The organism is Magnetospira thiophila (genome assembly GCF_054657015.1).
Genome location: NZ_BAAHXF010000002.1, coordinates 604,805 through 631,497, shown reverse-complemented (window position 1 = coordinate 631,497; position 26,693 = coordinate 604,805). Strand labels below are relative to the sequence as shown.

Below are 26,693 nucleotides of genomic sequence, written 5' to 3'. Positions count from 1 at the left end.
GGACAGGAGGCAGACATGAAAAACGCACTGGGTTGGATCTTGTTGGCGGCGGTCGGCGCACTCGGCGCCTGTGGTTACGTGGATGCCTACGAGGAGGGCGTGGCCGATTTCGAGCCCCTTTATTGTTACCATTCCCTCGGGAAGATTTCCTGCCAGCGGGAGCCTAATTTCAGGGATTCCAGGCAGTTGGTGAATTACTACGGCCCCCATCCCAGCCGCTATGACGCCCCGGAACCGGTTGATGTGCCGGAACCCAAGGCCCCTTATCCGGCGGGCTACTATGTCATGACCCCGGAGCCTGTGCCGGAGGGCGGGACCCTGGTTCAGGTTTATGGGGAGTGACCCGACCTCGGTCAACATTGCCGGGCCTGGGCAATTTCTGCCCTAGTGCGGGTTTTGCATTCCCCTGACTTTCAGGTACATTGAACGCACATGACGATGAGGTCTGCGCGTGACCCGAAAACTCTCCCTGTTGATCGGCCTGTGGGGCGCACTCCTGGGCGCGGTGGCCGAGGCGCAAACGCCGCCGCCGCCTACCGGTCCGTCGGAGGTGCTTGGGTGGTACGCCCGTGCGGCGCAGGGCGGAAATCCCAAGTTGCAGTTTCTCTATGCGGTGCGTCTGGAGCGCGGCGTGCAGGTGCCGGTGGATCTGAGCGCCGCCCTTCATTGGTATGAGGAATCGGCCAATCAGGGCTACCTGCCCGCCCAGAAACGCCTGGCCGCCCTCTATGGCGAAGGGCAGGGGGTGCCCCGGGACGTGGAGCAAGCCGCCCATTGGACCGCCCTTGCGGCGGGCAATGGCGATATCCACTCGGCCTATAATTTCGCCGTGATGCTGGAAAACGGCACGGGCGTGCCGCGCGATGAGGTTGCGGCCCTTTCCTGGTACGAAGCCGCCTATGACGGAGGCCTGGATCAGGCGGCCCTGCGCATGGCCTTCCTGTTGTCGCGCGACCCGGAAGAGCCCGAAAAGTTGATCCAGGCGCTCATGTGGACTCATCTGGCCGGAGCCGGTGTGCCGGGATATCAGGACCTGAACCGCGCCCTGATTGGACTGCTCACACCCGAGCAGCAGGCCCGGGCGCATGAATTGTCCATCCAGCGGCGGGCCCTTCGTCCCTGATCAGGACTCTCCTTCCAGGAACCATTGGGGGAATACCTCCGGGCGCGGCAGTCCCTCGCGAAACACCCAGAAATGCCGTCCGTTCTGATCTTCCAGCCTGAAATAGTCGCGGCTGCGGCGGGGGCTGCCGGATGTTGGTTGTCTGGTGCCGCCGTCCGGGAACGGACCGGCCAGTCCATCGCTGCGGGCAATGCGGTGGATGCGCCCCCGTCGGCGGATCATGACCGGCGGGTCCTGGGGGCGTCGCGCCACGGCCTCGATGGGTTCGGGTTGCGGCAACAAATGGATCGGACAGGGATATGATGCGACTTGGGCCATGAAGGAGTCTCCGACAGACGGCTAAAAACCTCATATGTTCATGCATTGTTCTAAGTGAGGGCGGGCATACAGTCAAGCCCATACTGCGGGCGACGTTCAACCGTCATCGGTTTTCAGGAAGGTGGTGCGGTTGGCGGGAAGACGGACCGTCACCGTGGTGCCTTCGCCGGGAGCGCTGTCGAGGAGCAGGGTGCCTTGGTGCAGTTCAACCAGATTGTTGCTCAGCGGCAGGCCCAGACCCGCACCTTCATAGGGGCGACTGAACGATCCGTCGGCCTGCCCGAACGGCGACAGGACACGCTCCAGATCCTTTTGAGCAATGCCGATTCCGGTATCGGTGACCTGGAAATAGAAACGGCTTTCCCGATCCATTCCGGCGACCAGGGTCACCGTGCCTCCCGAGGGTGTGAACTTGATCGCGTTGTACAGCAAGTTGATCAGCACCTGTTTGAGGCGTCGTTCGTCGCCGAACAGCATTGGCGTGGGCTTCGGCAGGGCATCGACCAATTCCAGAATCAGCCCGGCATGTTCGGCCCGCTCATGGACCATGCGGATGGTGCTCTGCATCAATCGACCCACATCGATTCCGGCCTCGCGCAGCACCATGCCGCCGGATTCGATGCGGGCGATATCCAGGATATCGTTGATCAGGTCGAGCAGGTGCTTGCCGGACTCGTTGATATCCTTGGAATACTGCTGGTAATCCGGCTGTCCCAGGGGGCCGAACATCTCGTTGGCCAGGATATCGGAAAAGCCGATGATGGAGTTGAGCGGCGTGCGCAATTCGTGGCTCATGGTGGCCAGGAACTCGGTTTTGGCCCGGTTGGCCAATTCGGCGGCCTGCATGGCGTGACGCAAGGCCAGTTCGGTCTGTTTGCGATGGGTGATGTCCTCACCGGAACTGAGCGATCCGGCGGTCCGCCCCTCGCGGTCGGGAATGACCGCATTGTGCCAGGCGATCAGCCGTCGCGAGCCGTCCAGGGTCACGATCTCATTCTCGAAATATTCCGGCAGCGCCGACTCCTGACGCATGGCTTGGGTGTACATTTCGGTGAATTTGGACCGGTCCTTTTGCGGCAGCGCCAGATCCCACCATGTCCGGCCAATGATATCGCTTTCCGGGCGACCAAGAATCTCCCGACCCTTGCGGTTGATCAGCGTCACCCGGCCCCAGGAATCGAGGGCCAGGATGATCGTGCCAGCTATCGCCAGGTAGGTTTCCGCCGTTTCCTTTTCCTTGCGGATGCGTTCCGCGGCGACCTTTTCCAGGGTGATATCTGTGTAGGTGGCGGCGATTCCCCCCTCGCGGGTCTTGCGTTCGGTGATGCGCACCCAGCGACCGTTGCTGAGACGGATTTCGTAGGACCCACTGGGCTTGAGATGTTGCTTCAAACGCTCGTGAAGCCATTGCTGCGGTTTGTCGCGGGCGGCGGGGATAAAGCCGCTGGCGATGATCTTGCTGTACAGGGTCTCGAAGGTCTGGCCCAGGGGATCTCCCACCACTTCGCGCGGAAAATAAAAATGCAGGGGGGTATTGCCGAGAACCAGTTTGTCATCGACATCCCACAGGGCGAAGCCTTCCGACAGACTGTTCACCGCATCGACCAGCCGCTGACGGTCTTGTTCCCGCTGCGCCATATGCACCTGGCGCAGGGCGGTGGCCTCTTCCTGGTGGCGAAATTCGCGATTGTAGAGCTTGACCATGAAAAAGATCACGCCGCTGGCGATCACGATCACCAGGGCCACCGGCAACAGGCCGGAGAGTTTGTGGCGGACCCAATGGGAGAGCACGGCGCGTTTGTCGGCGGTCAGGGAAAGGCGAAGCTCGAAATTGCCGAGAATGCGCGAAACCCCAATGACCGGATCGGTGAGCGGAGGAGGCCCCAGCTGCATCAGCGTGCTCCCCTTTGACGTCAGCAAGCGAAGACTGATGTTGTCCTTGATATCCAGGGCTTCGCCCCAGTCCTGCATTTTCTCCAGGGCAAAGCTGTACACATTGAATCGCTCAAGCTCGCCGTCCTGGGTGATGCGCGGCCGGACAACGCCGATATAGGCGGCACCATTCCAGGCGGTCAGCAGACACAAGCTGTCCTGTTGGCTCTGTTGGGCCTCGTCAAAGGCTTTTTTGAGGGCCGGGGAGGGCTGGTCGAACAGGGCCGCCGAACTGAGGTGGCGCCTGCCGGAGGGGGTGTAAATCCCGAGCACGATTTCTGGATTGTAGCCGGCCATGCGGCCCGGGCGACCCCCGAGTTCAAAAAGTTCCGGCAGACTGTTGACCTGTTCAAGCCGGGCCAGTTGCGTGGCGGTTTCATCCAGCAGGATATCGAAGGGCAGGGCGGCCCGATTGGCCAGCTCCTGCATTTCTTTTTGCATCTCCTTTTGCGCCGATATCCAGGTCACCAAACTCCATATGGCCAGGGCGGTGAGCGCAATGGTCACGGTGGTCCCGATCAGCAGTTTGGAATCCGGTCTGATTTTCATGGAGACTCAATGCCATTGGAGAACAACGCGGAAAGTCTACACGGCCCGCCCGCCGGTTGCCAGAGAGGGCTACCTGTGTTCCCATATCCCTGCAACAGAAACCCGAGTGACCCGCATGACCGAAATTCTGACTCTCGCCCAGATGTATGATGCGGACCGTCTGGCCATGGCCTCGGGCATCCCCGGCGTGCAACTGATGGAAGCCGCCGGATGGGCCGTGGCGCGGGTCCTGCGTCAGGGGTGGAAACCCCGTCCGTTGTTGGTGCTCTGTGGGCCGGGCAACAATGGCGGCGATGGCTTCGTGGTGGCCCGCCTGCTGGCCCGACAGGGCTGGCCGGTGCGCGTGGCCCTGCTCGGGGAGCGGTCGGCCCTCAAGGGTGACGCGGCCCGCATGGCCGAGCGATGGACAGGGCCGGTGTCGCCGCTGGGCCCTGAGGCCCTCGACCGTTGTCATTTGGTGGTGGATGCGCTGTTCGGTGCCGGATTGACGCGCCCGCTGGACGCCGCCGCGGCGGCGACGGTCCACGAGATCAACCGCCGAGGTCTGCCCTGTGTCGCGGTGGACATGCCGAGCGGCATTGCCGGGGACAGTGGCGCGGTTTTGGGCTGTGCCCCCCGATGCGTGGCGTCGGTGACCTTTTTTAGGCCGAAACCCGGTCATCTGTTGCAGCCCGGACGGGATTATTGCGGCGCTTTGACCGTGGCCCCCATCGGCATTCCCGACTCCGTCCTGGAAACTCTCAAGCCGCGCCAATGGCACAACCATCCGCGTCTATGGCAGGCGGCGCTGCCCCGGCCCGGGCGCGACAGCCATAAATATACCCGAGGCCACCTGATCATTCAGGGCGGCGGGCGGATGACGGGCGCGGCGCGTCTGGCCGCCGCTGCTGCGCGCCGAGCCGGGACCGGGTTGGTGAGCCTCGCCGTACCGCCCTCAATGCTTTTTCCCTATCTGGCCGACCAGCCGGGGATTCTGGTGCGGTCCTGTCCGGACGACGCGGATTTCGGCGCAATCTTGGCGGATTCCCGAGTAACGGCGGTTTTGCTGGGGCCGGGGGCCGGTGTGGGTGAGGGGACGAGGAGCCGGGTCACTGTCGCCCTGAACAGCGACCGGCCTCTGGTTCTCGACGCGGATGCCCTGAGCAGCTTCGCCGAGCAGCCCGACCGACTGTTCGGCCGCTTGCGGCCGGATGTGGTGTTGACTCCACACGAGGGGGAGTTCAGGCGGCTGTTCGATCTCAGCGGCGACAAGCTGACCCGCGTCCGCACCGCTGCCCGTCACTGCGGGGCAGTGGTGCTGCTGAAGGGGGCCGATACCTGTGTCGCGGCGCCCGATGGCCGGGCGGTAATTTGCACGGCGGGACCATCGAGTCTGGCCACCGGCGGCAGTGGCGATGTGCTGGCGGGTCTCGTGGCCGGGCTGCTGGCCCAAGGCATGCCCGCCTTCGAGGCGGCCTGCGCCGGGACCTGGGTGCTGGGGCAGTCCGCCCGGGCCGTCAGCGGCGGGCTGATTGCCGAGGATCTGCCGCCGTCGGTCGGAAACATCCTCTGCGACCTGCGTTAAAATTGGCGCAGATCTTCCAGGAAATGGCGCACTTCCTGGGTCAGGGACTCGGCCTGGGTGGAAAGTTCCCGAGAGGCGTTGAGAACCTGGGAGGCTGAGTGGCCGGTCTCATCAGCGGCCGTGGTCACTTCGACAATATGGGAGGTGACTTCCATGGTTCCGGCGGCGGCCTGTTCCACGTTGCGGGCGATTTCCTGGGTGGCCGCGCCCTGCTCCTCCACCGATGCGGCGATGGAGGCACTGATGCTGTTGATTTCTCCGATGGTATTGCCGATCCCCTGGATGGCCCCGACGGCCTCGCGGGTGGCGGCCTGAATATCCGCGATCTGGCGGGCGATTTCATCGGTGGCCTTAGCCGTCTGGCTGGCCAGATTCTTGACTTCCGAGGCGACCACGGCGAATCCCTTGCCCGCTTCTCCGGCCCGCGCCGCCTCAATGGTCGCGTTGAGGGCGAGCAGATTGGTCTGACTGGCGATGTCATTGATCAGATTGACCACTTCGCCGATTTTCTGGGCCGCGCTGGCCAGTCCGCGCACCTGTTCATTGGTCCTGTCGGCCTCGATCACCGCCGAGCTGGCAATCTGCGAGGACTTGTCCACCTGCGCGCTGATTTCGCCAATGGAACCGGAAAGCTGTTCGGCCGCAGCGGCCACGGTCTGCACGTTGGTGGCGGCTTCCTCGGCGGCGGCGGCGACGGCGGTCGCCCGTTCAGAGGTCAACTGGGCGGTGCCCGTCATGGCCTGGGCCGTGGCCTGCAATTCGGTTGCCGCCGAGGCCACCACCTGGACCATGCCATGGACATTGCTTTCGAAGCGGTCGCCATGGTTGGACAAGGTGGAATCGAATTTATGGCGCGTGGAATCCGTATAGACGGAAATGGGCAGATCCAGGTCCAGCATCACCACCTTGTTGATGGCTTGCAGCACTTCAATCAGTTTTTCCGGCTTTTTGCGATAGGTTCGAACGGCAACGGCCGTCAATTCGTTGAGAATTCGGCAGTAGCCCCCGATGTGCCAGCGAAAATTCAGACCAATCCGCTCGTGGGCATGACTGATGGCAACGACTTCCTTGAGATACTTTTCTCCAAAATCCCCATTGAAGATATTGCCCACCCAATGGGCCCGCTGGCCGCCTTGGGCACGTTTCTGATGCTCCGGCGTTTTGAACAGGGCCGCCAGTTCGGGCCAGGTGAACACATGGGCGTAGAATTCATCGAGGATCCCGTCGATGTGAAATTCCATGACAGGCTTGAATTCGCGTAGGGTCTCCTTGGTCTTTTCGTCCAGCCCAATAAACGCCATGCGTTCGTCGCATTCTTCTTTGGTAACAAAAACGGGCTGCTCGGTCATGCCGATGAAACTCCTCGAAATTCAATTTCATGCACCTTGTCCATGTCCCGTGATCCACGAGACAAGGCCTGTATACTCTTTTTTCATGACCCTTGGTAAGTCCCTTGTGCCCATTGCCGTCTCGGTCGTTGACAGGGGCGGCGGTTCGTATAGATTGGCCCCCCCGGACCGGCGGGCGTGGCGAAACTGGTAGACGCGCGTGGTTTAGGTCCACGTGACGCAAGTCGTGGGGGTTCGAGTCCCTTCGCCCGCACCAGTCCCGCTGATCCCTAGACCGGCGACCACCAAGAGGGCCATCGCAGGCCAACATTGACAAACATATCGTGAGCGTCCCAGATGCGCCGCGTTCACTGAGAGAAATATTGTCCCACCCAAAATCATAGAGATCTCGATGCAGGTAACAGAAACCCTCGCCGAAGGCTTGAAGCGGGAATACAAAATCGTCGTTCCCGTGGCCGAGCTGGACCAGAAAGTCAACATCCGCCTGAAGGATGCCGCCAAGACCATATCGCTTCCCGGGTTCCGCCCCGGCAAGGTGCCGGTGTCGCTGCTCAAGCAGCGGTTCGGCAAATCGGTGCTCGGCGAAGTGCTCGAAGAAGCGGTCAACGAAAGCTCGCAGCAGACGGTGCGCGATAATGACTTGCGTCCGGTGATGCAGCCGAAAATCGAAATCGTCAGCTTCGATGAGGGCAAGGATCTGGAATACACCATGGCGGTGGAACTCTTTCCCGAGTTCGAGCCGGTGGATTTTTCCACCCTGAGCCTGGAACGTCTCGTGGTCGAGGTGGATGAGGCCGACGTGGATAAATCCCTGGAACGGCTGGCCGAGGCCCACAAAAGCTCACAGCCGGTGACCAGCAAGGCCCGCAAGGCCAAGAGCGGCGATATCCTGGTCATCGACTTCACCGGACGTCTCGATGGCGAGGAATTTCCGGGCGGCAAGGCCGAGGATTACAATCTGGAACTCGGAAGCGGCACCTTCATTCCTGGTTTCGAGGATCAGTTGATCGGTGCCAAGGCGGACGAGGACAGGGAGGTCAAGGTGACCTTCCCGGCGGAATACGGTGCCGAGAATCTGGCCGGCAAGGACGTCGTGTTCGAGGTCAAGGTCAAGGAAATCCGTGAGTCCGCTCCGGCGGCCATTGATGACGAACTGGCCAAGAAGGCGGGCATCGACAGTCTCGAAGATCTCAAACAGCGCATCCGCGACGAGCAGAGCAAGGAATTCAGCACGATTTCCCGCATGCGTCTGAAGCGGACCCTGCTCGACAAGCTGGCTGAAAGCCATTCGTTTGCCGTGCCCGAGGGCATGCTGGAGGCGGAGGCCAATGCCGTGGCCAAGTCCCTGGCTGACGAGGCCCGGGCCGAGGAAGACGCGGAAGTTCCCGCCGAGGGTGAGCCGGAAGCCGAGGTCGAAGTGACCGCCGAGCATCGGGACATTGCCGAGCGCCGGGTCCGTCTGGGTCTGCTGCTGGCCGAGGTGGGGCGTCGCAACCACATCGAGGTGACCGCCGATGACGTGACCAAGGCCTTAATGAGCGAAGCCAGCCGTTATCCGGGACAGGAAAAAATGGTGATGGATTTTTATCGCCAGAACCCCCAGATGATGGAGCAGATCAAGGCTCCGATCTTCGAAGACAAGGTCTGTGACTTCGTTATTGAGCTGGCCACCGTGGTGGACAAGCCCGTTTCGGTGGAAGAACTGCTGCGCGACCCGGACGAGGACGAGACGCCCAAGGCCGAGAGCAAGCCGAAGAAAAAAGCGGCACCACGCAAAAAGAAGGCGGATGAAGACGGGGCGGAAGAGTCCTGAGGACGGTTCCCCAAGGACTTGGGAGTGGTGATGATGGCGCCGAAAAGGAGTGTGTTCCGTGAGCGACCCTGTTGAAATCTATATGAATAACCTGGTCCCGATGGTCGTTGAATCGACCAACCGGGGCGAACGGGCCTACGACATCTATTCGCGGCTGTTGAAGGAACGCATCATTTTCCTCACCGGCACCGTGCATGATGACGTGGCCAGCCTGATCTGTGCCCAGTTGCTGTTTCTGGAATCCGAAAACCCGAAGAAGGACATTTCCTTCTACATCAACTCGCCGGGTGGCGTGGTGACCTCGGGTCTGGCGATCTATGACACCATGCAGTATATCCGCCCGTCGGTGTCCACGGTCTGTATCGGTCAGGCGGCCTCCATGGGGTCTTTGTTGTTGACCGCCGGGGCCGCTGGTCGGCGCTATGCCCTGCCCAATGCCCGGATCATGATTCACCAGCCCTCCGGCGGTTTTCAGGGGCAGGCGGCGGACATCGAAATCCAGGCCCGCGAAATCCTCGCTTTGCGTGAGCGGTTGAACAAGATCTATGTGACTCATACGGGGAAAACCCTTGAAGAGATCGAACACTCCATGGATCGCGACAACTTCATGACGGCGGCGGATGCCCAGACTTTCGGCCTGATCGACGAAGTGGTCAGTCAGCGTCCGGCGACCGATGACGAAAACGGCTCCGGTGCCTGATCGACCTTTGGGGGCTTAAAAAAGGCATCGGCCCTTCCCATTTGAAGAGGATCTTCCGGGCTTCGGTCCGGGAGTCTCTTTCAAGGAGGAGGTCCTCGGCCTGATTTTTGCGTTGTATCCCAAGGGGAACAACGGCTAACATAAGCACTCGCTTCCGAAATCGGAGATCCCATGTCCAAGACGACCAACGGCAACGATTCCAAGAACACCCTCTATTGCTCCTTCTGCGGCAAGAGCCAGCACGAGGTGCGCAAGCTCATCGCGGGTCCGACGGTGTTTATCTGTGACGAATGCGTCGAATTGTGCATGGACATCATTCGCGAGGAGAACAAGTCCAGCCTGGTGAAATCCAGTGAAGGCGTCCCGGCGCCGCAGGACATCTACGATGTTCTGGATGATTACGTAATCGGTCAGTCGCGCGCCAAGCGGGTGCTGTCGGTGGCCGTCCATAACCATTACAAACGGCTCCACCACGGCTCCAAGAGCAATGATGTGGAATTGGCCAAATCCAATATTCTGCTCATCGGGCCGACCGGTTGCGGCAAGACCCTGCTGGCCCAGACTCTGGCCCGGATCATCGACGTGCCCTTCACCATGGCCGACGCCACCACCCTGACCGAAGCGGGCTACGTGGGCGAGGACGTGGAAAACATCATTCTCAAGCTGTTGCAGGCCGCCGACTACAACGTCGAACAGGCGCAACGCGGCATCGTCTATATCGACGAAGTGGACAAGATCTCGCGCAAGTCCGACAACCCCTCCATCACCCGTGACGTCTCGGGCGAGGGGGTGCAGCAGGCGCTGCTCAAGATCATGGAAGGCACCGTGGCCAGCGTGCCGCCGCAGGGCGGACGCAAGCATCCGCAGCAGGAATTCCTGCAAGTGGATACCACCAACATCTTGTTCATTTGCGGCGGCGCATTCTCTGGCCTGGACAAGATCATTTCCTCCCGGGGACAGGGCTCGTCCATCGGCTTCGGTGCCGATGTGCGCTCGCCCGATGACCGCAAAACCGGCGAAGTGCTGGCCGATGTGGAGCCCGAGGATCTGTTGAAATTCGGCCTAATTCCGGAGTTCGTCGGTCGTTTACCGGTGCTGGCAACGCTGGAAGACTTGGACAAAACGGCCCTGATCCGCATTCTGACCGAACCGAAAAATGCGCTGGTCAAGCAGTATCAGCGGCTGTTCGAGATGGAAGATACCCGCCTCGACTTTTCCGACGGGGCGCTGGATGGCATCGCCGAGAAGGCCGTCGAACGCAAAACCGGGGCTCGCGGCTTGCGTTCGATCATGGAAGGGATTCTGCTTGATACCATGTTCGATCTGCCGTCCCTGGAAGGGGTCGGAGAGATCGTGGTGAACCGGGAGGTCGTGGATTCCGGCGCCAAGCCGCTTTACATCTATGCGGACCGCCAGGACGAGGTGGAAACCAGCGCCTGATCCGCTTTTTGCGGCTCTTTTGTGATGCGCAGCCTTGAAGCCTCGGCTCAACAACGCCATTTCTTTGTGAGTGATATACTTCAATGCGGGCGCGGACCCTTGAGGTTCGGGCTCGGAAGATAAGGATTTGAGAACAGTGACAGCTTCAGGCGTGATTTATCCCGTTTTGCCGCTCCGCGACATTGTTGTTTTTCCCCACATGATCGTCCCTCTGTTCGTTGGCCGCGACAAGTCCGTGCGGGCGCTTGAGGACGTAATGAAGGACGACAAGCAAATTCTGCTGGTCACTCAGAAGAACGCCGCTGAAGACGATCCGCAGCCCAAGGACATCTACGAAGTGGGCACCATTGCCACGGTGCTGCAATTGCTCAAATTGCCCGATGGCACGGTCAAGGTCCTGGTCGAGGGCGGACAGCGGGCCGAGGTGGTGCGCTATACCTCCCAGAAGGACTTTTTCCAGGCCGAAGCGGTCGTTCGCGAGGAAATCGAGGAATCCGAAGAGGAAACCGAGGCCCTGTCGCGGTCGGTGATCGCCCAGTTCGAGCATTACATCAAACTCAACCGGAAAATCCCGCCGGAGGTTCTGGTGTCGATCAATCAGATCGACGACGCCAGCAAGCTGGCCGATACGGTCGCCGCCCATCTGGCGTTGAAGATTTCCGAGAAACAGGAATTGCTGGAACTGGTCTCGGTGGCCGATCGCCTGGAGCAGGTGTTCGCCCATATGGAGTCCGAAATCGGCGTCTTGCAGGTGGAAAAGAAAATCCGCAACCGGGTCAAGCGTCAGATGGAGAAGACCCAGCGCGAGTATTATCTGAACGAGCAGTTGAAGGCGATCCAGAAGGAACTGGGTGAGTCCGACGACAGCAAGGAAGAGATCGTCGAGCTGGAGGAACGGATCAACAAGACCAAGCTGTCCAAGGAAGCCGAGGAAAAGGCGCGCGGAGAGATGAAAAAACTCCGCTCCATGAGCCCCATGTCGGCGGAAGCCACGGTGGTGCGCAACTATCTCGATTGGATGCTGTCCATTCCATGGAAGAAGCGGGCTCGGGTGAAAAAGGACATTCGGGAAGCCAAGCGCATTCTGGATGCCGATCATTACGGCCTGAACAAGGTCAAGGAACGGATTCTGGAATATCTTGCCGTGCAGCAGCGCACGGTGAAGATGAAGGGGCCGATCCTCTGCCTCGTCGGACCTCCGGGTGTCGGCAAGACCTCCTTGGGTAAATCCATCGCGCGGGCCACGGGACGCAATTTCGTGCGCATGAGCCTGGGCGGCGTGCGCGACGAATCCGAGATTCGGGGGCATCGGCAGACCTATATCGGCTCCATGCCGGGCAAGGTCATCCAGAGCATGAAAAAGGCCAAAACCTCGAATCCGCTGTTCCTGCTCGACGAGGTGGACAAGCTGGGCTCCGATTGGCGCGGCGACCCGTCCTCGGCGCTGCTCGAAGTGCTCGACCCGGAACAGAATGCGACCTTCAACGATCATTACCTGGAAGTCGATTACGACCTTTCCGACGTCATGTTCGTGACCACGGCCAACACCCTGAACATGCCGCAGCCGTTGCTCGACCGCATGGAGATCATCCGCCTGTCCGGTTATACGGAAGACGAAAAGGTGGAAATCGCCAAGCGCCACCTGATCAAGAAACAGATGGACGCCAATGGTCTGAAACGGGGCGAATGGTCGATCACCGACGAGGCGCTGCACGATATCATCCGCTACTACACCCGCGAGGCCGGGGTGCGGAATCTGGAGCGCGAGATCGCCAATCTGTGCCGCAAGGGGACCAAGGATATCCTCATGCGCGGCCTGAAGCGCATCCGCATCACCCCGAAGACCCTGGGCAAGTACGCTGGTATTCGGAAATACCGATTCGGCGAAATTGAAGACGACGACATGGTCGGCGTGGTGACCGGACTGGCCTGGACCGAAGTGGGCGGGGAACTGCTCAACATCGAATCGGTGATGGTCCCCGGCAAGGGCAAGATGACCATCACCGGCAAGCTGGGCGACGTGATGCAGGAATCCATCCAGGCGGCGCGTTCCTATGTGCAGTCCAACGCGGTGCGTTTCGGCGTCAAACCCTCGGTGTTCGACAAGCGAGACATCCATGTGCATGTTCCGGAAGGGGCGACCCCGAAGGATGGCCCCTCGGCCGGTGTCGGCATGGTGACCTCCATCGTTTCGGTGCTCACCGGCACGGCGGTGCGCAAGGATGTGGCCATGACCGGCGAAGTCACCCTGCGTGGCCGGGTGTTGCCCATCGGCGGCCTGAAGGAAAAATTGCTGGCCGCCCTGCGCGGCGGAATAAAGACGGTGCTGATCCCACGGGACAACGAGAAGGATCTGGCCGATATCCCGGACAATGTCAAAAAGGGCATGACGATCATTCCCGTGGCGATGGTCGAGGAAGTCCTCCAGCATGCCCTGGTCAAGCCGTTGACTCCCATCGAGTGGACCGAGGAAGACGAGGCGGCGCTGGATTCCCTGACCTCAACGGCGAAGGATGGCGAACGCGGCGATGTGATCACCCATTGATCACGGCCCTCTCAAAAACAAGAACGGAGCGGTTTTGCGCTCCGTTTTTTTTGTCTGTGATCGCCAGTCCCTTCCAGAGGCGCTCACGGCTCGAATTAACCCACATGAATAATGATCCGGGGCGCTTAACCCGTGAGAAATCGTAAAAAAACTGGAGAAATCAGCCGTTCTTGGATTGACGGCACGCGCGGGAGCACTCTAAACTCCGGGCGTCTCGCAAGTTTTATCACATGGCATGCGTTTTTTCTGAAACATCGTTATAGGGGGCTTCAAGTGAACAAAAATGATCTCGTGGCGGCCGTCGCCAGCAGCACCGGTTTGTCTAAGGCTGATGCCGGCAAGGCAGTGGATGCCGTTTTCGGTGCCATTACTTCTTCCCTCCAGGGCGGCCAGGAAGTCCGTCTCGTGGGCTTCGGAACCTTCAGTGTCGCGGCCCGTGCCGCCAGCGAAGGCCGCAATCCCCGGACCGGCGAGAAGATCAAGATTCCCGCTTCCAAGCAGCCGAAGTTCAAGGCGGGCAAGAGCCTCAAGGACGCCGTCAACGGCTAATTCCTCTTGACGTTCCTTACGATACCGGTCACGGAATACCGTGGCCGGTATTGTCGTTTCCGGCCCTAAATCCGTTGCGCCAGACCCGGAAATCTGGGAAAACATCTGTGGGCGGTTAGCTCAGCTGGAAGAGCATCTCGTTTACACCGAGAGGGTCGGCGGTTCGAACCCGTCACCGCCCACCAAATCTCCTTCACAGGGCGTCCCCTTGAACAACATGGCGTCTGCATTTTCCTAATGGAGATGAGACGTTGAGCAAATCCTCATTTGAACAATTGATCGAGTCCTTGGGCATTTGGCCCGGCTATCGTCATGCGGCGGGACATCAGGTGACTCTGCCGCGCGATGTGGCGGAACAGTTGGTGCGCGCCTTTGGGGTCGATCCGAGCGATCCTGAAGCGGCGCTGACCGAACTGGAAAACCGCCCCTGGCAAAGGTCGCTGCCGCCGGTGCGCGTCCTACAGGTGGGGACGCCGCGTCTTGATTTGCCGGTCGTCCTGCCCTCTGATTCGCCGGGCGACACCCTTTCCCTGACTCTGCACGAGGAGCAGGGAACGGCGCGCTCCCTGGTGGTACCCTTGACGGCCCTTGATCAGAGGACCGTGGACGGGCGGAGGCTGACCCGCTATGTCGCTGCCGTCCCGCTTCCAAAGCAGCCGGGCTATCATCGGCTCAGTCTGGCGACGGGGCAGAGCATGGCGCTGATTGTCGTGCCCAAGGCCTGTTTCCTGCCCGAGAGTCTGGCCCGGGGCGTGCGTTCCTGGGGCTTTTCGGTACAGCTCTATGGTTATCGGTCCACGCAGAACTGGGGCATCGGTGATTTTACCGACCTGTCCCGGCTGGTGGAAACGTCGGCCCGGTTGGGGGCGTCGTTTGTCGGATTGAACCCCTTGCACGCTCTGTTCCTCGACCGTCCAGAACGTTGTACTCCCTATTCGCCGAATAGCCGCGCCCAACTCAATGTGCTGTATCTGGATCTGCTGGCGATCCCCGACATGGCTGAGAACGGGCCTGTTCAGGCGCTGGTCAACGATTCCGCATTTCAGCAGCGTCTGAGCGCGCTCCGGGATGCGGCGCAATTGGACTACCCGGAGGTGGCGGCGCTCAAGCTGCCGTTGCTGGAGCGGCTGTTCGAAGGGTTTCAGAAGCGCCATTTGTCGACCGGTTCGGCGCGGGCCAAGGCGTTCGAGGCCTTTGTCCAGGCGCGCGGCGACAGCTTGCGGCAGTTTGCTCTGTTCGAAGCCTTGCGTGAACGAATGGCCGTCGCGCCCGCAGGCGGCGGCTGGACCCCCTGGCAGAACTGGTCGGCACCGTTTCGCCGCCCTGACAGCCCGGAGGTGCGGCAGTTCGCGGCTCAACACGGGGATCGAATTAACTTCTATCTCTATCTGCAATGGGAAGCCGATCGTCAGTTGGCGGCGGCGGCGCGGCTGGCCGAAACCCTGCCGTTGGGGCTGTACACGGATCTGGCGGTGGGGTTCGACCGCGACGGTGCCGATTGCTGGGTCCATCAGCAAGCGGTGCCGCAGGGGATTTCCGTCGGCTGTCCGCCGGATTTGCGCAATCCCCTGGGCCAGGATTGGGGGGTGGTGCCATTCTCCCCGGTGTCCCTGGCCGACAGCGCCTATGCGCCGTTCATCGAGATGCTGCGCGCCACCATGCGCCATGCCTCGGTGATTCGCCTGGATCATGCGTTCCAATTGCTGCGCCAGTACTGGGTGCCGCTGGGACGGACGGCTCGCGAGGGCGGCTACGTGAGCTACCCCATGGATGATCTGATGGGGCTGATCGCCCTGGAAAGCCATCGCAATCAATGTGCCGTGGTGGCCGAGGATCTGGGTACCATCCCCGAGGGTTTCCGGGAGCGCATCATGGACAAGCAGGCCTTGTCGTTCCGGGTGCTGCACCGGGAGCGCAATGCCGACCGCAGCTACAAGGCCCCGGCGGATTATCCACCCTTCGCCTTGGCCGCCCCGGCCACCCACGATCAGGCGACCCTGGCCGGGTTCTGGATCAGCCGAGACTTGCAACGGCGCCGGGAGCTGTCTCTGTATCCGTCGCCGGAAGCGGAGGTTCTGGCGGTGGAAGGGCGGCAGGAGGATCGGGTGCGATTGGCCGAGGCGCTGAATCAATATGCGGACCTGAGCGACACCCTGGAAAATGATCAAAAACGGCCTTCGGACGCCATGATTCTGGCCGTGCACCGCTTTCTCGCCCGTACCCCCAGCCTGATGACCGTGGTCCAGTTCGAGGACCTGTTCAATCAGGAGGAACAGGCCAACATGCCCGCCACCATCGACCAGCATCCCAACTGGCGCAGGCGTTATCCCCGCGAGGTGGAAACCCTGGCCGAACAGAAGATCGTCCAGGTCGTGGCCCGGATGATGGCGGAGGAGGGACGGGGCCTTGAGAGCACGTCCAAGTGACTCAATCCCGCCCCAACACCAGCCGACTCAGGCCATTCAACGGAATGGGCAGCCAGTCGGGGCGGTTGGAGGCTTCGTAGCAGATTTCATAGAGCACCTTTTCCAAAATGAATAAGTTCAGCAACCGTTTGAAATGGCGCTGGTTCTTGGGCATGGCACAGCATTGACCGATGGTTTCCTGGTAAGCCTGGATGAAGGCCCCAGTGGTTTCCAGTTGCCATTGGTCGATCCAGGCATGTTCCGTTTCCTGTGACATATGGGCCAGGGCGTCGCGGGACATGCGGGTGGTCCAGGCGGCATAGTCGAAGGATCGAATCATCCCCGCCACATCCCGCAACGGGGTGCTCTTATGCCGCCGTTCGGGCAGGCTGCGGGCCGGTTCGCCCTCGAAATCCAGAACATGGATGTCTTCGTGAATGACCACCACCTGACCCAGGTGCAAGTCGCCATGAATGCGACTCTTGGACATTTTGAGGCCGTCCAGGCCGCTTTTTTCGATGGCCGCTTCCACCCGATCCCAGCGCGCCAAAAGGTCGTCGATCTGACGAGCGACGTCGGGAGTCACGGCATGAAGCACCTGTTCCAGGGCGGCGCGTGCTTTTACGGCCTGCTTGGCGATGCGTTGCAGCCAGTGCTGTTGATCGTCCTCGGTCACCGGCTCAGGACGAAAGTCCGGGTCCTCGGTCGGCAGGGCAAGGGCCAGATGCAGTTCGGCGATGCGCTGCCCCATGGTGGTGGCCAGAAGCAGATAGCGCCGGTAACTCTCGATGACTGACGGATCGCCGCGTTCCTCCTCCGGCAACAAGGCGCGTTCCTCGATATGGCGCTCCAGATGATCGAGGGTGACCGTCCAGCCGTCGCCCTGATTGGGGATGAATGCCTGCAAAATGGCAACGGCTGAGGGCGTTCCCGTGCTGTCGATCCATTCCACCGACCCCAGCATGGCCGGGACATGGGTGAAATGCGCCACCTCAGTCAGGTAGCGATTCATCTCCAGTTCTGGATGAATGCCGCTCTCGATCTTTCTGAAAACCTTGAAGATCATGTCTTCACCGACGCGGATCGAAGTGTTGCTCTGTTCGCGCCCCATATGGCGGATGTAAAAATCATCCTCGACGGCAAAATTCTGGAGCAACTCGGTTGCCCGGAAACGGAGCTGCCCGCCGTTGACGGTTGGAACGTCCTCGTTGTTGCGCAGCGCCGACATCATCCGGGTGCTGAAGCGGTCACCGCCCAGGGCGTCATAGACCATGCCGATCTTGTTGAAGCGGCGGACCTGGGCAAATCCATAGGCTTGCAGGCTGGGCGGGAAGGCGGCTCCCGAGAGTTGCTCCCAGACAATGGCCATGGGCAGCAGGTAGCGATGGATCGCCCCATCCTCCGATTCCACGTCGTAAAAGGTGATCTGGTAGCCTTCCTCGGTGCCGTCCAAATCGACCCGATCGACCAACCGACAATCGAGCACCCCTTGACCCTTGCCGGCGAACCAGCGTTGCAGGGGCAGAAACTTGGGCATGATATGGGTGGTCAGGATGCCGCCGCCGCGCAGGGTCAACAGATCGCTCCAACCGCTCGTCCAAACCAGGGTGTCGAGCAGTTGCATGACTTCCTGTGGCGCTTCGTGCCAAGCCGGGGAATCGGATTCCTCGGCCAGCAGGAACCAGTAGAAGCCATAGGCGGGCAGGGTGACAAAATACGGCAATTCGCCAATCGGCGGGAAGGGACTGCGTCCGGTCAATTCGATGGGAATGCGGCCCTGGAAGCGGCTCAGGTCCAGTTCCACCGCCTGCGGAGCGCGTGACAGATTGGCGACGCACAGGATCACTTCCGAGCCGTCCTCGAAATCCCGTAAATAGGCCAGCACCTTGCGATTGCCGGGATAGAGGAAGTTCAGTTGTCCGCGACCGAACGCCAGATGGTTTTTGCGGATTCCAATCAGCCGTTTCATCCAGTTGAGCAGCGACGAAGCGCTGCGGCTCTGGGCTTCCACATTGACCCCTTCATAGCCGTAAACCGCATCCATGATCGGCGGCAGGAACAAGGACTGCGGATCGGCTTTGGAGAAGCCGCCATTGCGGTCCGGTGACCATTGCATGGGGGTGCGCACGCCGTTGCGGTCGCCAAGAAAGATATTATCGCCCATGCCGATCTCGTCGCCGTAATAGACGATGGGGGTGCCGGGCATGGACATCAACAGGCTGTTGAGCAGTTCGATCTTGCGCCGGTCGTTGTCGAGCAGCGGTGCCAGACGGCGGCGAATGCCCATGTTGATGCGAGCCCGGGTATCGGCGGCGAAATACTGCCACAGGTAATCGCGTTCCCGATCGCTGACCATTTCCAGGGTCAGTTCATCGTGATTGCGCAGGAAAATGGCCCATTGGCAGCCGTCGGGGATATCCGGCGTCTGGCGCATGATATCGGTGATCGGGTGGCGGTCTTCCTGGGCCAAGGCCATGTACATGCGCGGCATCAGCGGAAAATGGAACGCCATGTGGCATTCATCGCCGTCGCCGAAATAGGGCAGCACGTCTTCCGGCCATTGGTTGGCCTCGCCGAGCAGCATGCGGTCGGGATAGTTCGCATCCAGCCAGCCGCGCAATTTTTTCAGAATGTCATGGGTTTCCGGCAGATTCTCGTTGTTGGTGCCTTCGCGCTCACACAGATAGGGAATGGCGTCCAGGCGCAGCCCATCGACGCCGGTGGACAGCCAGTGTTTCATCACCTTGGTGACCTCTTCGAGCACTCGCGGATTGTCGAAATTAAGGTCCGGCTGATGGTGGAAGAAGCGATGCCAGTAGTAGGCCCCGGCCACCGGGTCCCAGGTCCAGTTGGAGGGTTCGGTATCGCAGAAAATGATGCGCGTTCCGTCGTATTTCTCGTCGCTGTCACTCCAGACATAGAAATCGCGCGCCGCTGAATTGGGCTTGGCCTTGCGCGCCTTCTGGAACCAGGGATGTTGGTCGGAGGTATGATTGATGACCAACTCGGTGATGACCTTCAGGTTCCGCTTGTGGGCCTCGCCGACCAGTTGCTTGAAATCCCGCAAGGTGCCGTAGGACGGATTGATGTTGCGGTAATCAGCGATATCGTAGCCGTCATCGCGCAACGGGGAGGGATAGAACGGCAGCAGCCAGATGGCGGTTACGCCCAGGTCGGCAATGTAATCGAGCTTGCGGCACAGTCCGACAAAGTCGCCCACACCATCGTCATTTGAATCGAAATAGGCTTTGATATGAAGCTGATAGATAATGGCGTCTTTGTACCAGGAGGGCTCATTGCGGGGCATCGACAGGCCTTTTGTCAGTCAGAAGGAGAGGGCGGTCGTCAGTCATCTTGAAAGTCGCCGTCGGCCAGACGCTTGCGCCAGTTGGAGACGGTTTGCGGCGAGACCCCCACTTGGCGGGCGATCTCCCGATCAGACAGGTCGCTTTTTTCTGGGTCGCGCAGAAACTCCAGCACGGCCTCCCGTTTTTCCGCATTGGTGCGCGGTCCTCCTGCGGGAGCAGCGGCAGCCGGGGCGGCAACGGGAGCAGGGCCATTATGGCGAAATTGCTGCAATTCGGTTTTGAGGCGCACGATTTCGTCGTTCTTTTCCGACAGCACCAGAAGCGCCTTGTCGAGAAAGGAGCCGCCCTGACCATTTTGAGCACTCACCTTGCTCAGGATCTCGGCCTCCACTCGGGCGCGAATTTGGGCTTCCTGAATTTCGTTGGTGCCGGTCGGAGATGTGTGGCTGGAGGCTTGGGATTCAGCCTTGTGCAGGGCTTCTTCCAACTCGGCGCGGGTGGTTTCGGAGGCTTCCAGTTCCCGCTCGACAGTCGCCAGTTGCTGGGCCAGTTTCTCCTTGGCCGCCGTCTGTTGGGTGATCTGCTGTTGCAGGTCGGCAATGCGGTCCTGATTGGCCTTGGACGCGGGGGCGCTCTTGCCGCGGGCCGCCAGGATGGAACGCAGATTGCGCACCTCGGCCGCCGATCTCTTGAGGCTGTCCATTTGGGCGCGCATCTCGGTGATTTCCGTGGCGGCGGCGGCGGCCTCGCGGGTCTTTTGCGCCAGGAGCGTTTTCAAATGTTGGGATTCGGCCTGAATCTGGGCTGATTTGGCGCTGTCCTGGCGGCGCTGCTCCTTGTGCGCTGTCCGCAGGTCGGCCAGTTCGGTTTCCAGTTCGCTGACCCGGGAGTCGCGCCCCGCCAGGACGGCCCGAAGCTCCACCGCCTCGGCCTCCAGTTTGGCCAGATGCAATACGGCCTCGGCATTCTCCGGCGCGGCCGGGGGATGGTCCACCTGGCCGCCTTTCCCTTCGGCCCGGGTCAGGACCTGGGCGGTTTCATCGCGGTAGCTCCGCAAAGCGGTTGCTTCCGCGTCCAGACGAAGCACCGCCTCGCGCAACCGACGCTCCATCACGCCGCGCTCTTCGCCAGTGTCCTGGAGAGCCAGCCGCAGGGTATTGACCTGGTTGCGCAGATCCTCGGCCTCCCGGGCCTGGCGATGCAGGCTCTCCTGGGTCTGGTGGAGGCTGTCGCGGGTCTGGTCGAGGGTTTCCTCACAGCGTTCGAGGTCCAGCCGCAGGTCGGCCACCGGAGCCGGTTCGCCGCTCCGCAGCACGCCGATGCTTTGTTGCAGGTTGCCAATCCGCCGCCGCAGATCGCTGACCTGCTCATTGCGTTGGGTAAGCACCAACAGTGCTTCATCGCGAAACCGGCGCAGGGCGGCGGCTTCGGCGTCAAGGCGCGCGATGGCGGTGCGCGTTTCGGTGGCCTGATGCGTGGCCTGCTCGACCGGGCGCCGGTGAGATTCGCTCTCGCGCAGGCGGAGGGTGAGGGAGGCGATTTCGCTCTCCCGGCGGGACAGCAGCACCGTTTCCGCCTGGCGTTCGGTGCGCAACTCCTCGATCTGATGGCGCGCTTCAGCCAATTCCTGACGGAGTTGAATGGCGTCCTCGGGCAGGTCCACGCCTTGCGCGGCGGTTTTTTTGCGCAACTCCAGCAGATCCCGCTTCAAGGCCATGATCTTGTTGTTTTTGTCGGCCAGAACATGGAACGATTCGTCGCGGAAGTTACTGAGGGAGGAGACTTCCATGTCGCGGTTTTGCAGCGCCGAGCGCAAGCCGTCGATCTCGATGCGCAGATTCTGAATTTCCTGGGCCGCGTCCATGTCGATGACCGGGCGCTGGGCATGGGGGCCGCCATAGACCGAGGTCGAAGGCGCGGGCTCGCTGTAATTCAGCAGGTCCTGCATGGACAGGCCGGAGCGCGACAACAAAATACGCGCCTTGCGCAGGGCGGACAGGGCTTCGCCGTCGCGGTCGCTGTCGAGCAGGGCCAGAACCTTGGCCAAACGCTCGGATTCCATTTTCGTCAGGGCCATGGCTTTGTCCAGAAGTGAGCGGCTGTCCAAAATGGACGGCCCATCTTGCGCCAGCTCCCGGCGCGGGTCAACGGCACCGTATCGGCGGGCCTCAGAATATTCAAATGGGGCGGCAACAGCGCTTGACAGTCACCGGGGGAGGCTTTAAATCAAAGCTTCCCGAGCGGGGCAACTCCAGGTTTTTCAAGGGGTCTAGCTCTATGGGGGCGTAGCTCAGTTGGTTAGAGCGCTGGCCTGTCACGCCAGAGGTCGCGGGTTCGAGTCCCGTCGCTCCCGCCATCCTTGCTCCCGCAAGGGGAACCAAAGGATCAGACCGCCGGATAAACGGCGGCATCAGGGGCGTGAGCCAAGGAGACAGTCGCCATGGAAGCGCTGCTTCAACAATACCTGCCCATATTGATCTTTTTGGGCATTGCCATTGCCATCGCCGTGATTGCCGTCGGAGCCTCCTATATCGTCTCCCGCCAGCGTCCGGATGTTGAAAAGAATTCCGCCTATGAATGCGGATTCGATGCCTTTTCCGATTCCCGGACGCGCTTTGACGTGCGCTTCTATCTGGTGGCCATCCTGTTCATTATCTTTGATCTGGAAGTCGCCTTTTTGTTTCCCTGGGCGGTCAGTCTAGGTACCCTCGGGATGTTCGGATTCTGGTCAATGGTGGTGTTTCTTGGGATTCTGACCATCGGCTTCATTTATGAATGGCGGAAGGGAGCGCTCGAATGGGAGTAGACGGACAGGGGGATTATCCCGGACTGGCACCGATTCCGCCCGGTGCCGAGCAGGACGAGATTCTCAGCCGGGTTACCCACGAGCTGACCCACAAGGGTTTCGTGGTGGCCAATCTGGACAAGGTGGTGAACTGGGCGCGGACCGGTTCCATGTGGCCGATGACCTTCGGGCTGGCCTGTTGCGCGGTGGAGATGATCCACGCTTATTGCTCGCGCTATGATTTGGACCGTTTTGGCGTGGTGCCGCGTCCAAGTCCCCGCCAATCGGATCTGATCATCGTCGCCGGAACGCTGACCAACAAGATGGCCCCGGCTTTCCGCAAGGTCTATGACCAGATGGCCGAGCCCCGCTGGGTCCTTTCCATGGGCTCCTGCGCCAATGGCGGCGGCTACTACCACTATTCCTATTCGGTGGTGCGGGGCTGCGACCGGGTGGTTCCTGTCGATGTCTACGTACCGGGGTGCCCGCCGACCGCCGAGGCGCTCGTCTACGGCATTCTCCAGTTGCAAAAGAAAATTCGCCGCACTGGAACCCTGTGGCGCTGAGGCGTGTTTGGGGATCGGTTGATCGGCAGGGGAAGCGAGGGGTTTCATGAGGGTGGATAAGGATATTCTGGCAGGGCTCGAAGAGGTCCAAGCCCGCGTCGATCTGGCGTTGTCGGAAGACGTGCTTGATACCGAGATCGCTCTGGGCGAGTTGATGATCACCGCACGCCGCGACCGCATCTGCAAGGTCCTGACCTTCCTGCGTGACGATAGCGGCTGCCTGTTCAAGCAATTGCTCGATCTCTGCGGGGTCGACCATCCGGAACGCGAGAACCGTTTCGAGGTGGTCTACAATCTTCTCAGTCTGGTGCATAACCGCCGCGTGCGGGTCAAGGTGCATACGGACGAGGAAACCCCCGTGCCATCCTCGGTTTCCGTTTTCAGCACCGCCAATTGGTTCGAGCGCGAAGCCTATGACCTGTTTGGCATTCTGTTCGCCGGTCATCCGGACCTGCGCCGCATCATGTGCGACTATGGATTCGAGGGGCATGCCCTGCGCAAGGATTTTCCGCTGACCGGATATGTGGAATTGCGCTATGACGACGAACTCAAGCGGGTGGTCTACGAGCCGGTCAAGTTGACTCAGGAATTCCGCACATTCGATTTCCTCAGCCCCTGGGAGGGGCCTGGGCCGTTGCCCGGGGACGAAAAAGCAGCGCAAGCGGAGGGCGACGGCAAATGACCGAAACCCATATCAAGAACTACAATCTGAATTTCGGTCCCCAGCATCCGGCGGCCCATGGCGTGCTGCGTATGATCCTGGAAATGGACGGTGAAATCATCGACCGGGCCGACCCCCATATTGGTCTGTTGCATCGGGGCACCGAAAAGCTGATCGAGTACAAGACCTACGCCCAGGCGACGCCGTATTTTGATCGTCTGGATTACGTGTCGCCGCAGAATCAGGAACACGCCTTCGTGCTGGCGGCGGAAAAGCTGCTCGGGCTCGAGATCCCCAAGCGGGCGCAATACCTCCGGGTGCTGTTCGCCGAGATCGGTCGGGTGCTCAACCACACCTTCAACGTCACCGCCTTTGCCATGGACGTGGGCGGCATGACGCCCATGCTGTGGGGGGTCGAGGAGCGCGAAATCCTGATGGAGTTCTGCGAGCGGGTCAGTGGGGCGCGCCTGCATATGAACTACTTCCGTATTGGTGGCGTATCGCAGGACATGCCGGCCGGTCTGGCCGAGGATATCATGGCCTGGTCGGAGCGCTTTCCCCAGGTGATTGACGATATCGAGACCCTGCTCGACGAGAACCGTATTTTCAAGCAGCGCACGGTGGATATCGGGGTTATCAACGCTGAGCAGTGTTTCGACTGGGGCTTCACCGGTCCCAATCTGCGGGCTTCCGGGGTGCCGTGGGATCTGCGCAAGGCGCAACCCTATGACGCCTATGCGGAGATGGATTTCGACATCGCCGTCGGCAAGCATGGGGACTGCTACGACCGCTATCTCATTCGCATGGCAGAGCTGAGGGAAAGCCTGAAGATCATCCGTCAGTGCATTGAAAACATGCCGGATGGACCTTCCATTGCTGACGACCGCAAGGTCGCGCCGCCGCCTCGGGCCGAAATGAAGCATTCCATGGAAGCGCTGATTCATCATTTCAAGCTGTTCACCGAGGGGGTCAATATTCCAGCCGGTGAGACCTATACGGCGGTCGAAGCGCCGAAGGGCGAGTTCGCCGTCTATCTGGTCGCCGATGGCACCAACAAGCCCTATCGTTGCAAAATCCGGGCACCGGGATTCGCCCATTTGCAGGCCATGGACTTCCTGTCCAAAGGGCACATGCTGGCCGATGCGGTATCCAACATTGGTTCCCTGGATATTGTTTTCGGGGAGATCGACCGATGAGCGCGGGGGGAATGGACAAGGTGCAGCAGCCGGAAAGTTTCGAGTTCTCGGCCGATAATCAGGCCAAGGTCAAGGAGATCCTCGCCAAGTATCCGGAAGACCGGGCCTACAGCGCGGTAATGCCTTTGCTCGATCTGGCGCAGCGTCAGCATGACAACTGGCTGCCCATCGCGGCCATGGACCATGTGGCGGGGATCGTCGGTTTGGCCCCCATTCGTGTTTACGAAGTGGCCAGCTTCTACACCATGTACAACCGGGCGCCGGTGGGCAAACACCATGTCCAGGTCTGCACCAACATCTCCTGTCTGCTCAAGGGCTCCGACGAGGTGATGCACACCTGCAAGAAAAAACTCGGCGTCGCCCCCGGCGAGACCACCGCCGACGGTCAGTTCACCTTGAGCGAGGTGGAATGCCTGGGAGCCTGCGTCAATGCGCCGATGATGCAGGTCAATGACGACTATTACGAAGATCTGGACGCCGAGAGCACCGAAAAGGTTCTCAATGCCCTGGCAAAGGGCGAGACACCCAAGCCGGGACCGCAGAGTGATCGCAAGGGCTGCGAGCCGGCGGGGGGGCTGACCAGCCTGAACGAGGGAGGGAAGTCCTGATGCTCAGTGACAAGGATCGGATTTTCACCAATCTCTATGGCTTTCACGATGTCGGGCTGAAGGGCGCCCAGTCCCGGGGCGACTGGGACGGCACCAAGGGTTTGCTTGAAAAGGGTCGCGAATGGCTGGTCGAGCAGGTCAAGGCGTCTGGACTGCGCGGGCGCGGTGGGGCCGGGTTCTCCACCGGCATGAAATGGTCGTTCATGCCCAAGGAAATCGGTGAGCGTCCGCATTTCCTGGTCATCAACGCCGACGAGGGTGAGCCGGGGACCTGTAAGGACCGGGAGATCATGCGCAACGATCCGCACAAGCTGGTCGAGGGCGCGCTGATCGCCAGTTTCGCCGTCGGGGCCCATGTGTCCTATATCTATATTCGTGGTGAGTTCTACCGTGAGGCGGAAGCCCTGCAACAGGCCATCGACGAGGCCTATGCGGCGAAGCTGATCGGCAAGGGCAATGTCCATGGCTGGGACTTCGACCTCTATCTGCATCGCGGCATGGGAGCCTATGTCTGCGGTGAGGAAAGCGCGCTGATTCAGAGCCTGGAGGGCAAGAAGGGTCAGCCACGCTTGAAACCGCCGTTCCCTGCCAATTGCGGTCTCTATGGCTGTCCGACAACGGTCAACAATGTGGAATCCATCGCTGTGGTGCCGACTATCCTGCGCCGGGGGGCAGACTGGTTTGCCGGGATCGGTCGTCCCAACAATGCGGGCACCAAGGTCTATGGCATTTCCGGGCATGTGAACAACCCCTGCGTGGTCGAGGATGCCATGAGCATTCCGCTCAAGGAGTTGATCGAAAAGCATTGCGGCGGCGTGCGCGGCGGCTGGGACAATCTGTTGGGGATCATTCCCGGCGGCTGTTCGGTGCCGGTGATTCCCAAATCCGCCTGCGACACGGTGCTGATGGATTTTGACAGCCTGCGCGAAGTGCAATCGGGCCTCGGCACGGCGGCGGTGATCGTCATGGACAAATCTACCGACATTGTCCGCGCCATTACCCGGCTGTCGCGTTTCTATGCCCATGAAAGCTGCGGCCAGTGCACCCCCTGCCGGGAAGGCACCGGCTGGATGTGGCGGGTCATGGAACGGCTGGGGACGGGCGATGCCACACTGGACGAAATCGACATGCTGGATGAGGTGACCCGCCAAGTGGAAGGGCACACCATTTGCGCCCTGGGCGACGCGGCCGCATGGCCGATTCAGGGACTGATCCGTCATTTCCGGCCGGAACTGGAACGTCGGATCAAGGCAAAAACCGGGGCTGCGGCCTGAGCGGGTTG

Annotated in this window: 20 protein-coding genes and 3 tRNA genes; 18 read left to right on the top strand and 5 right to left on the bottom strand. The window is 60.8% G+C overall.

The genetic code is table 11. The features are described 5' to 3' along the window. The first annotated feature begins 15 nt into the window (after nucleotides 1-15). Together ACYQ1P_RS12660 and ACYQ1P_RS12655 are read left to right on the top strand one after the other, a co-directional pair. Nucleotides 16-342, top strand: a complete 327-nt coding sequence (locus ACYQ1P_RS12660) for a hypothetical protein (RefSeq protein WP_460020706.1) — start codon at nucleotides 16-18, stop codon at nucleotides 340-342. Nucleotides 343-451: 109 nt separating this feature from the next. Continuing rightward, nucleotides 452-1,123, top strand: a complete 672-nt coding sequence (locus tag ACYQ1P_RS12655; RefSeq protein WP_460020705.1) for a tetratricopeptide repeat protein — start codon at nucleotides 452-454, stop codon at nucleotides 1,121-1,123. On the opposite strand, the gene ACYQ1P_RS12650 is transcribed toward ACYQ1P_RS12655, so the two are convergent. Both ACYQ1P_RS12650 and ACYQ1P_RS12645 read right to left on the bottom strand, forming a co-directional pair. Continuing rightward, complete coding sequence (locus tag ACYQ1P_RS12650; protein ID WP_460020704.1) at nucleotides 1,124-1,441, bottom strand: hypothetical protein; 318 nt, start codon at nucleotides 1,439-1,441, stop codon at nucleotides 1,124-1,126. Nucleotides 1,442-1,537: 96 nt separating this feature from the next. Further along, a complete protein-coding gene (locus ACYQ1P_RS12645) occupies nucleotides 1,538-3,922 on the bottom strand; it encodes a PAS domain-containing sensor histidine kinase (RefSeq protein WP_460020703.1) in 2,385 nt (794 codons plus the stop codon). Between the two features lie 115 nt (nucleotides 3,923-4,037). On the opposite strand from ACYQ1P_RS12645, the gene ACYQ1P_RS12640 reads away from it, so the two are divergent. Next, nucleotides 4,038-5,486, top strand: a complete 1,449-nt coding sequence (locus ACYQ1P_RS12640; protein WP_460020702.1) for an NAD(P)H-hydrate dehydratase — start codon at nucleotides 4,038-4,040, stop codon at nucleotides 5,484-5,486. On the opposite strand, the gene ACYQ1P_RS12635 is transcribed toward ACYQ1P_RS12640, so the two are convergent. Beyond that, nucleotides 5,483-6,835, bottom strand: a complete 1,353-nt coding sequence (locus tag ACYQ1P_RS12635; protein ID WP_460020701.1) for a protoglobin domain-containing protein — start codon at nucleotides 6,833-6,835, stop codon at nucleotides 5,483-5,485. The two genes, ACYQ1P_RS12640 and ACYQ1P_RS12635, sit on opposite strands and share 4 nt — an antisense overlap. Before the next feature lie 171 nt (nucleotides 6,836-7,006). Between ACYQ1P_RS12635 and ACYQ1P_RS12630 the strand changes: the two genes are divergently transcribed. The 8 genes from ACYQ1P_RS12630 to malQ all read left to right on the top strand — a co-directional run bounded on the left by ACYQ1P_RS12630 (nucleotide 7,007) and on the right by malQ (nucleotide 16,308). Beyond that, a tRNA-Leu gene (locus tag ACYQ1P_RS12630) sits at nucleotides 7,007-7,091 on the top strand. A 135-nt stretch (nucleotides 7,092-7,226) separates the two neighbouring features. Next, nucleotides 7,227-8,648 (top strand): trigger factor, encoded by a 1,422-nt coding sequence (tig, locus tag ACYQ1P_RS12625; protein ID WP_460020700.1) that lies wholly within the window; start codon nucleotides 7,227-7,229, stop codon nucleotides 8,646-8,648. Nucleotides 8,649-8,730: 82 nt separating this feature from the next. Further along, nucleotides 8,731-9,348 (top strand): ATP-dependent Clp endopeptidase proteolytic subunit ClpP, encoded by a 618-nt coding sequence (gene clpP / locus ACYQ1P_RS12620; protein ID WP_460021649.1) that lies wholly within the window; start codon nucleotides 8,731-8,733, stop codon nucleotides 9,346-9,348. Between the two features lie 171 nt (nucleotides 9,349-9,519). Further along, on the top strand, nucleotides 9,520-10,788 hold the full coding sequence (gene clpX / locus ACYQ1P_RS12615) for an ATP-dependent Clp protease ATP-binding subunit ClpX (RefSeq protein WP_460020699.1): 1,269 nt from the start codon (nucleotides 9,520-9,522) through the stop codon (nucleotides 10,786-10,788). A 199-nt stretch (nucleotides 10,789-10,987) separates the two neighbouring features. Beyond that, nucleotides 10,988-13,333: an endopeptidase La gene (lon, locus tag ACYQ1P_RS12610; RefSeq protein ID WP_460021648.1), complete on the top strand. Its 2,346-nt coding sequence runs from the start codon at nucleotides 10,988-10,990 to the stop codon at nucleotides 13,331-13,333. Between the two features lie 273 nt (nucleotides 13,334-13,606). Next, nucleotides 13,607-13,882: an HU family DNA-binding protein gene (locus ACYQ1P_RS12605; protein ID WP_460020698.1), complete on the top strand. Its 276-nt coding sequence runs from the start codon at nucleotides 13,607-13,609 to the stop codon at nucleotides 13,880-13,882. A 109-nt stretch (nucleotides 13,883-13,991) separates the two neighbouring features. Next, a tRNA-Val gene (locus ACYQ1P_RS12600) sits at nucleotides 13,992-14,067 on the top strand. A 66-nt stretch (nucleotides 14,068-14,133) separates the two neighbouring features. Next, nucleotides 14,134-16,308 (top strand): 4-alpha-glucanotransferase, encoded by a 2,175-nt coding sequence (malQ, locus tag ACYQ1P_RS12595; protein ID WP_460020697.1) that lies wholly within the window; start codon nucleotides 14,134-14,136, stop codon nucleotides 16,306-16,308. Between the two features lies 1 nt (nucleotide 16,309). Here the strand turns inward: malQ and treS are convergent, their stop codons facing one another. Continuing rightward, the gene (gene treS / locus ACYQ1P_RS12590) at nucleotides 16,310-19,594 is read right to left on the bottom strand and encodes a maltose alpha-D-glucosyltransferase (protein ID WP_460020696.1); all 3,285 of its coding nucleotides are present in this window, start codon (nucleotides 19,592-19,594) and stop codon (nucleotides 16,310-16,312) included. Between the two features lie 38 nt (nucleotides 19,595-19,632). Next, a complete protein-coding gene (locus ACYQ1P_RS12585) occupies nucleotides 19,633-21,672 on the bottom strand; it encodes a helix-turn-helix domain-containing protein (RefSeq protein WP_460020695.1) in 2,040 nt (679 codons plus the stop codon). 202 nt (nucleotides 21,673-21,874) lie between these two features. Here ACYQ1P_RS12585 and ACYQ1P_RS12580 point away from each other — a divergent pair. From ACYQ1P_RS12580 to nuoF, 7 genes are all read left to right on the top strand, one after another. Further along, nucleotides 21,875-21,951: transfer RNA gene (locus ACYQ1P_RS12580), tRNA-Asp, on the top strand. Nucleotides 21,952-22,035: 84 nt separating this feature from the next. Then, nucleotides 22,036-22,401, top strand: a complete 366-nt coding sequence (locus ACYQ1P_RS12575; protein WP_460020694.1) for an NADH-quinone oxidoreductase subunit A — start codon at nucleotides 22,036-22,038, stop codon at nucleotides 22,399-22,401. Further along, entirely contained in the window at nucleotides 22,392-22,946 is a 555-nt protein-coding gene (locus tag ACYQ1P_RS12570; protein WP_460020693.1) for a NuoB/complex I 20 kDa subunit family protein, read from the top strand. Before ACYQ1P_RS12575 ends, ACYQ1P_RS12570 begins: the two co-directional genes overlap by 10 nt. A 46-nt stretch (nucleotides 22,947-22,992) precedes the next feature. Further along, nucleotides 22,993-23,628, top strand: a complete 636-nt coding sequence (locus tag ACYQ1P_RS12565) for an NADH-quinone oxidoreductase subunit C (RefSeq protein WP_460020692.1) — start codon at nucleotides 22,993-22,995, stop codon at nucleotides 23,626-23,628. Further along, a complete protein-coding gene (locus tag ACYQ1P_RS12560; protein ID WP_460020691.1) occupies nucleotides 23,625-24,803 on the top strand; it encodes an NADH-quinone oxidoreductase subunit D in 1,179 nt (392 codons plus the stop codon). The genes ACYQ1P_RS12565 and ACYQ1P_RS12560 overlap by 4 nt, the downstream gene beginning before the upstream one ends. Next, a complete protein-coding gene (nuoE, locus tag ACYQ1P_RS12555; protein WP_460020690.1) occupies nucleotides 24,800-25,411 on the top strand; it encodes an NADH-quinone oxidoreductase subunit NuoE in 612 nt (203 codons plus the stop codon). The genes ACYQ1P_RS12560 and nuoE overlap by 4 nt, the downstream gene beginning before the upstream one ends. Next, nucleotides 25,411-26,685, top strand: coding sequence for an NADH-quinone oxidoreductase subunit NuoF (gene nuoF / locus ACYQ1P_RS12550; RefSeq protein ID WP_460020689.1), 1,275 nt, complete (start codon nucleotides 25,411-25,413; stop codon nucleotides 26,683-26,685). Before nuoE ends, nuoF begins: the two co-directional genes overlap by 1 nt. Nucleotides 26,686-26,693: the final 8 nt, after the last annotated feature.

Bases quoted from the DNA above. Each gene is read 5' to 3' on its own strand.
- ACYQ1P_RS12660 (WP_460020706.1), top strand. From the start codon at position 16: ATGAAAAACGCACTGGGTTGGATCTTGTTGGCGGCGGTCGGCGCACTC.
- ACYQ1P_RS12650 (WP_460020704.1), bottom strand. From the start codon at position 1,441: ATGGCCCAAGTCGCATCATATCCCTGTCCGATCCATTTGTTGCCGCAA.
- ACYQ1P_RS12645 (WP_460020703.1), bottom strand. From the start codon at position 3,922: ATGAAAATCAGACCGGATTCCAAACTGCTGATCGGGACCACCGTGACC.
- ACYQ1P_RS12640 (WP_460020702.1), top strand. From the start codon at position 4,038: ATGACCGAAATTCTGACTCTCGCCCAGATGTATGATGCGGACCGTCTG.
- ACYQ1P_RS12635 (WP_460020701.1), bottom strand. From the start codon at position 6,835: ATGACCGAGCAGCCCGTTTTTGTTACCAAAGAAGAATGCGACGAACGC.
- tig (WP_460020700.1), top strand. From the start codon at position 7,227: ATGCAGGTAACAGAAACCCTCGCCGAAGGCTTGAAGCGGGAATACAAA.
- clpP (WP_460021649.1), top strand. From the start codon at position 8,731: ATGAATAACCTGGTCCCGATGGTCGTTGAATCGACCAACCGGGGCGAA.
- clpX (WP_460020699.1), top strand. From the start codon at position 9,520: ATGTCCAAGACGACCAACGGCAACGATTCCAAGAACACCCTCTATTGC.
- lon (WP_460021648.1), top strand. From the start codon at position 10,988: ATGATCGTCCCTCTGTTCGTTGGCCGCGACAAGTCCGTGCGGGCGCTT.
- treS (WP_460020696.1), bottom strand. From the start codon at position 19,594: ATGCCCCGCAATGAGCCCTCCTGGTACAAAGACGCCATTATCTATCAG.
- ACYQ1P_RS12585 (WP_460020695.1), bottom strand. From the start codon at position 21,672: ATGGCCCTGACGAAAATGGAATCCGAGCGTTTGGCCAAGGTTCTGGCC.
- ACYQ1P_RS12575 (WP_460020694.1), top strand. From the start codon at position 22,036: ATGGAAGCGCTGCTTCAACAATACCTGCCCATATTGATCTTTTTGGGC.
- ACYQ1P_RS12570 (WP_460020693.1), top strand. From the start codon at position 22,392: ATGGGAGTAGACGGACAGGGGGATTATCCCGGACTGGCACCGATTCCG.
- ACYQ1P_RS12565 (WP_460020692.1), top strand. From the start codon at position 22,993: ATGAGGGTGGATAAGGATATTCTGGCAGGGCTCGAAGAGGTCCAAGCC.
- ACYQ1P_RS12560 (WP_460020691.1), top strand. From the start codon at position 23,625: ATGACCGAAACCCATATCAAGAACTACAATCTGAATTTCGGTCCCCAG.
- nuoE (WP_460020690.1), top strand. From the start codon at position 24,800: ATGAGCGCGGGGGGAATGGACAAGGTGCAGCAGCCGGAAAGTTTCGAG.
- nuoF (WP_460020689.1), top strand. From the start codon at position 25,411: ATGCTCAGTGACAAGGATCGGATTTTCACCAATCTCTATGGCTTTCAC.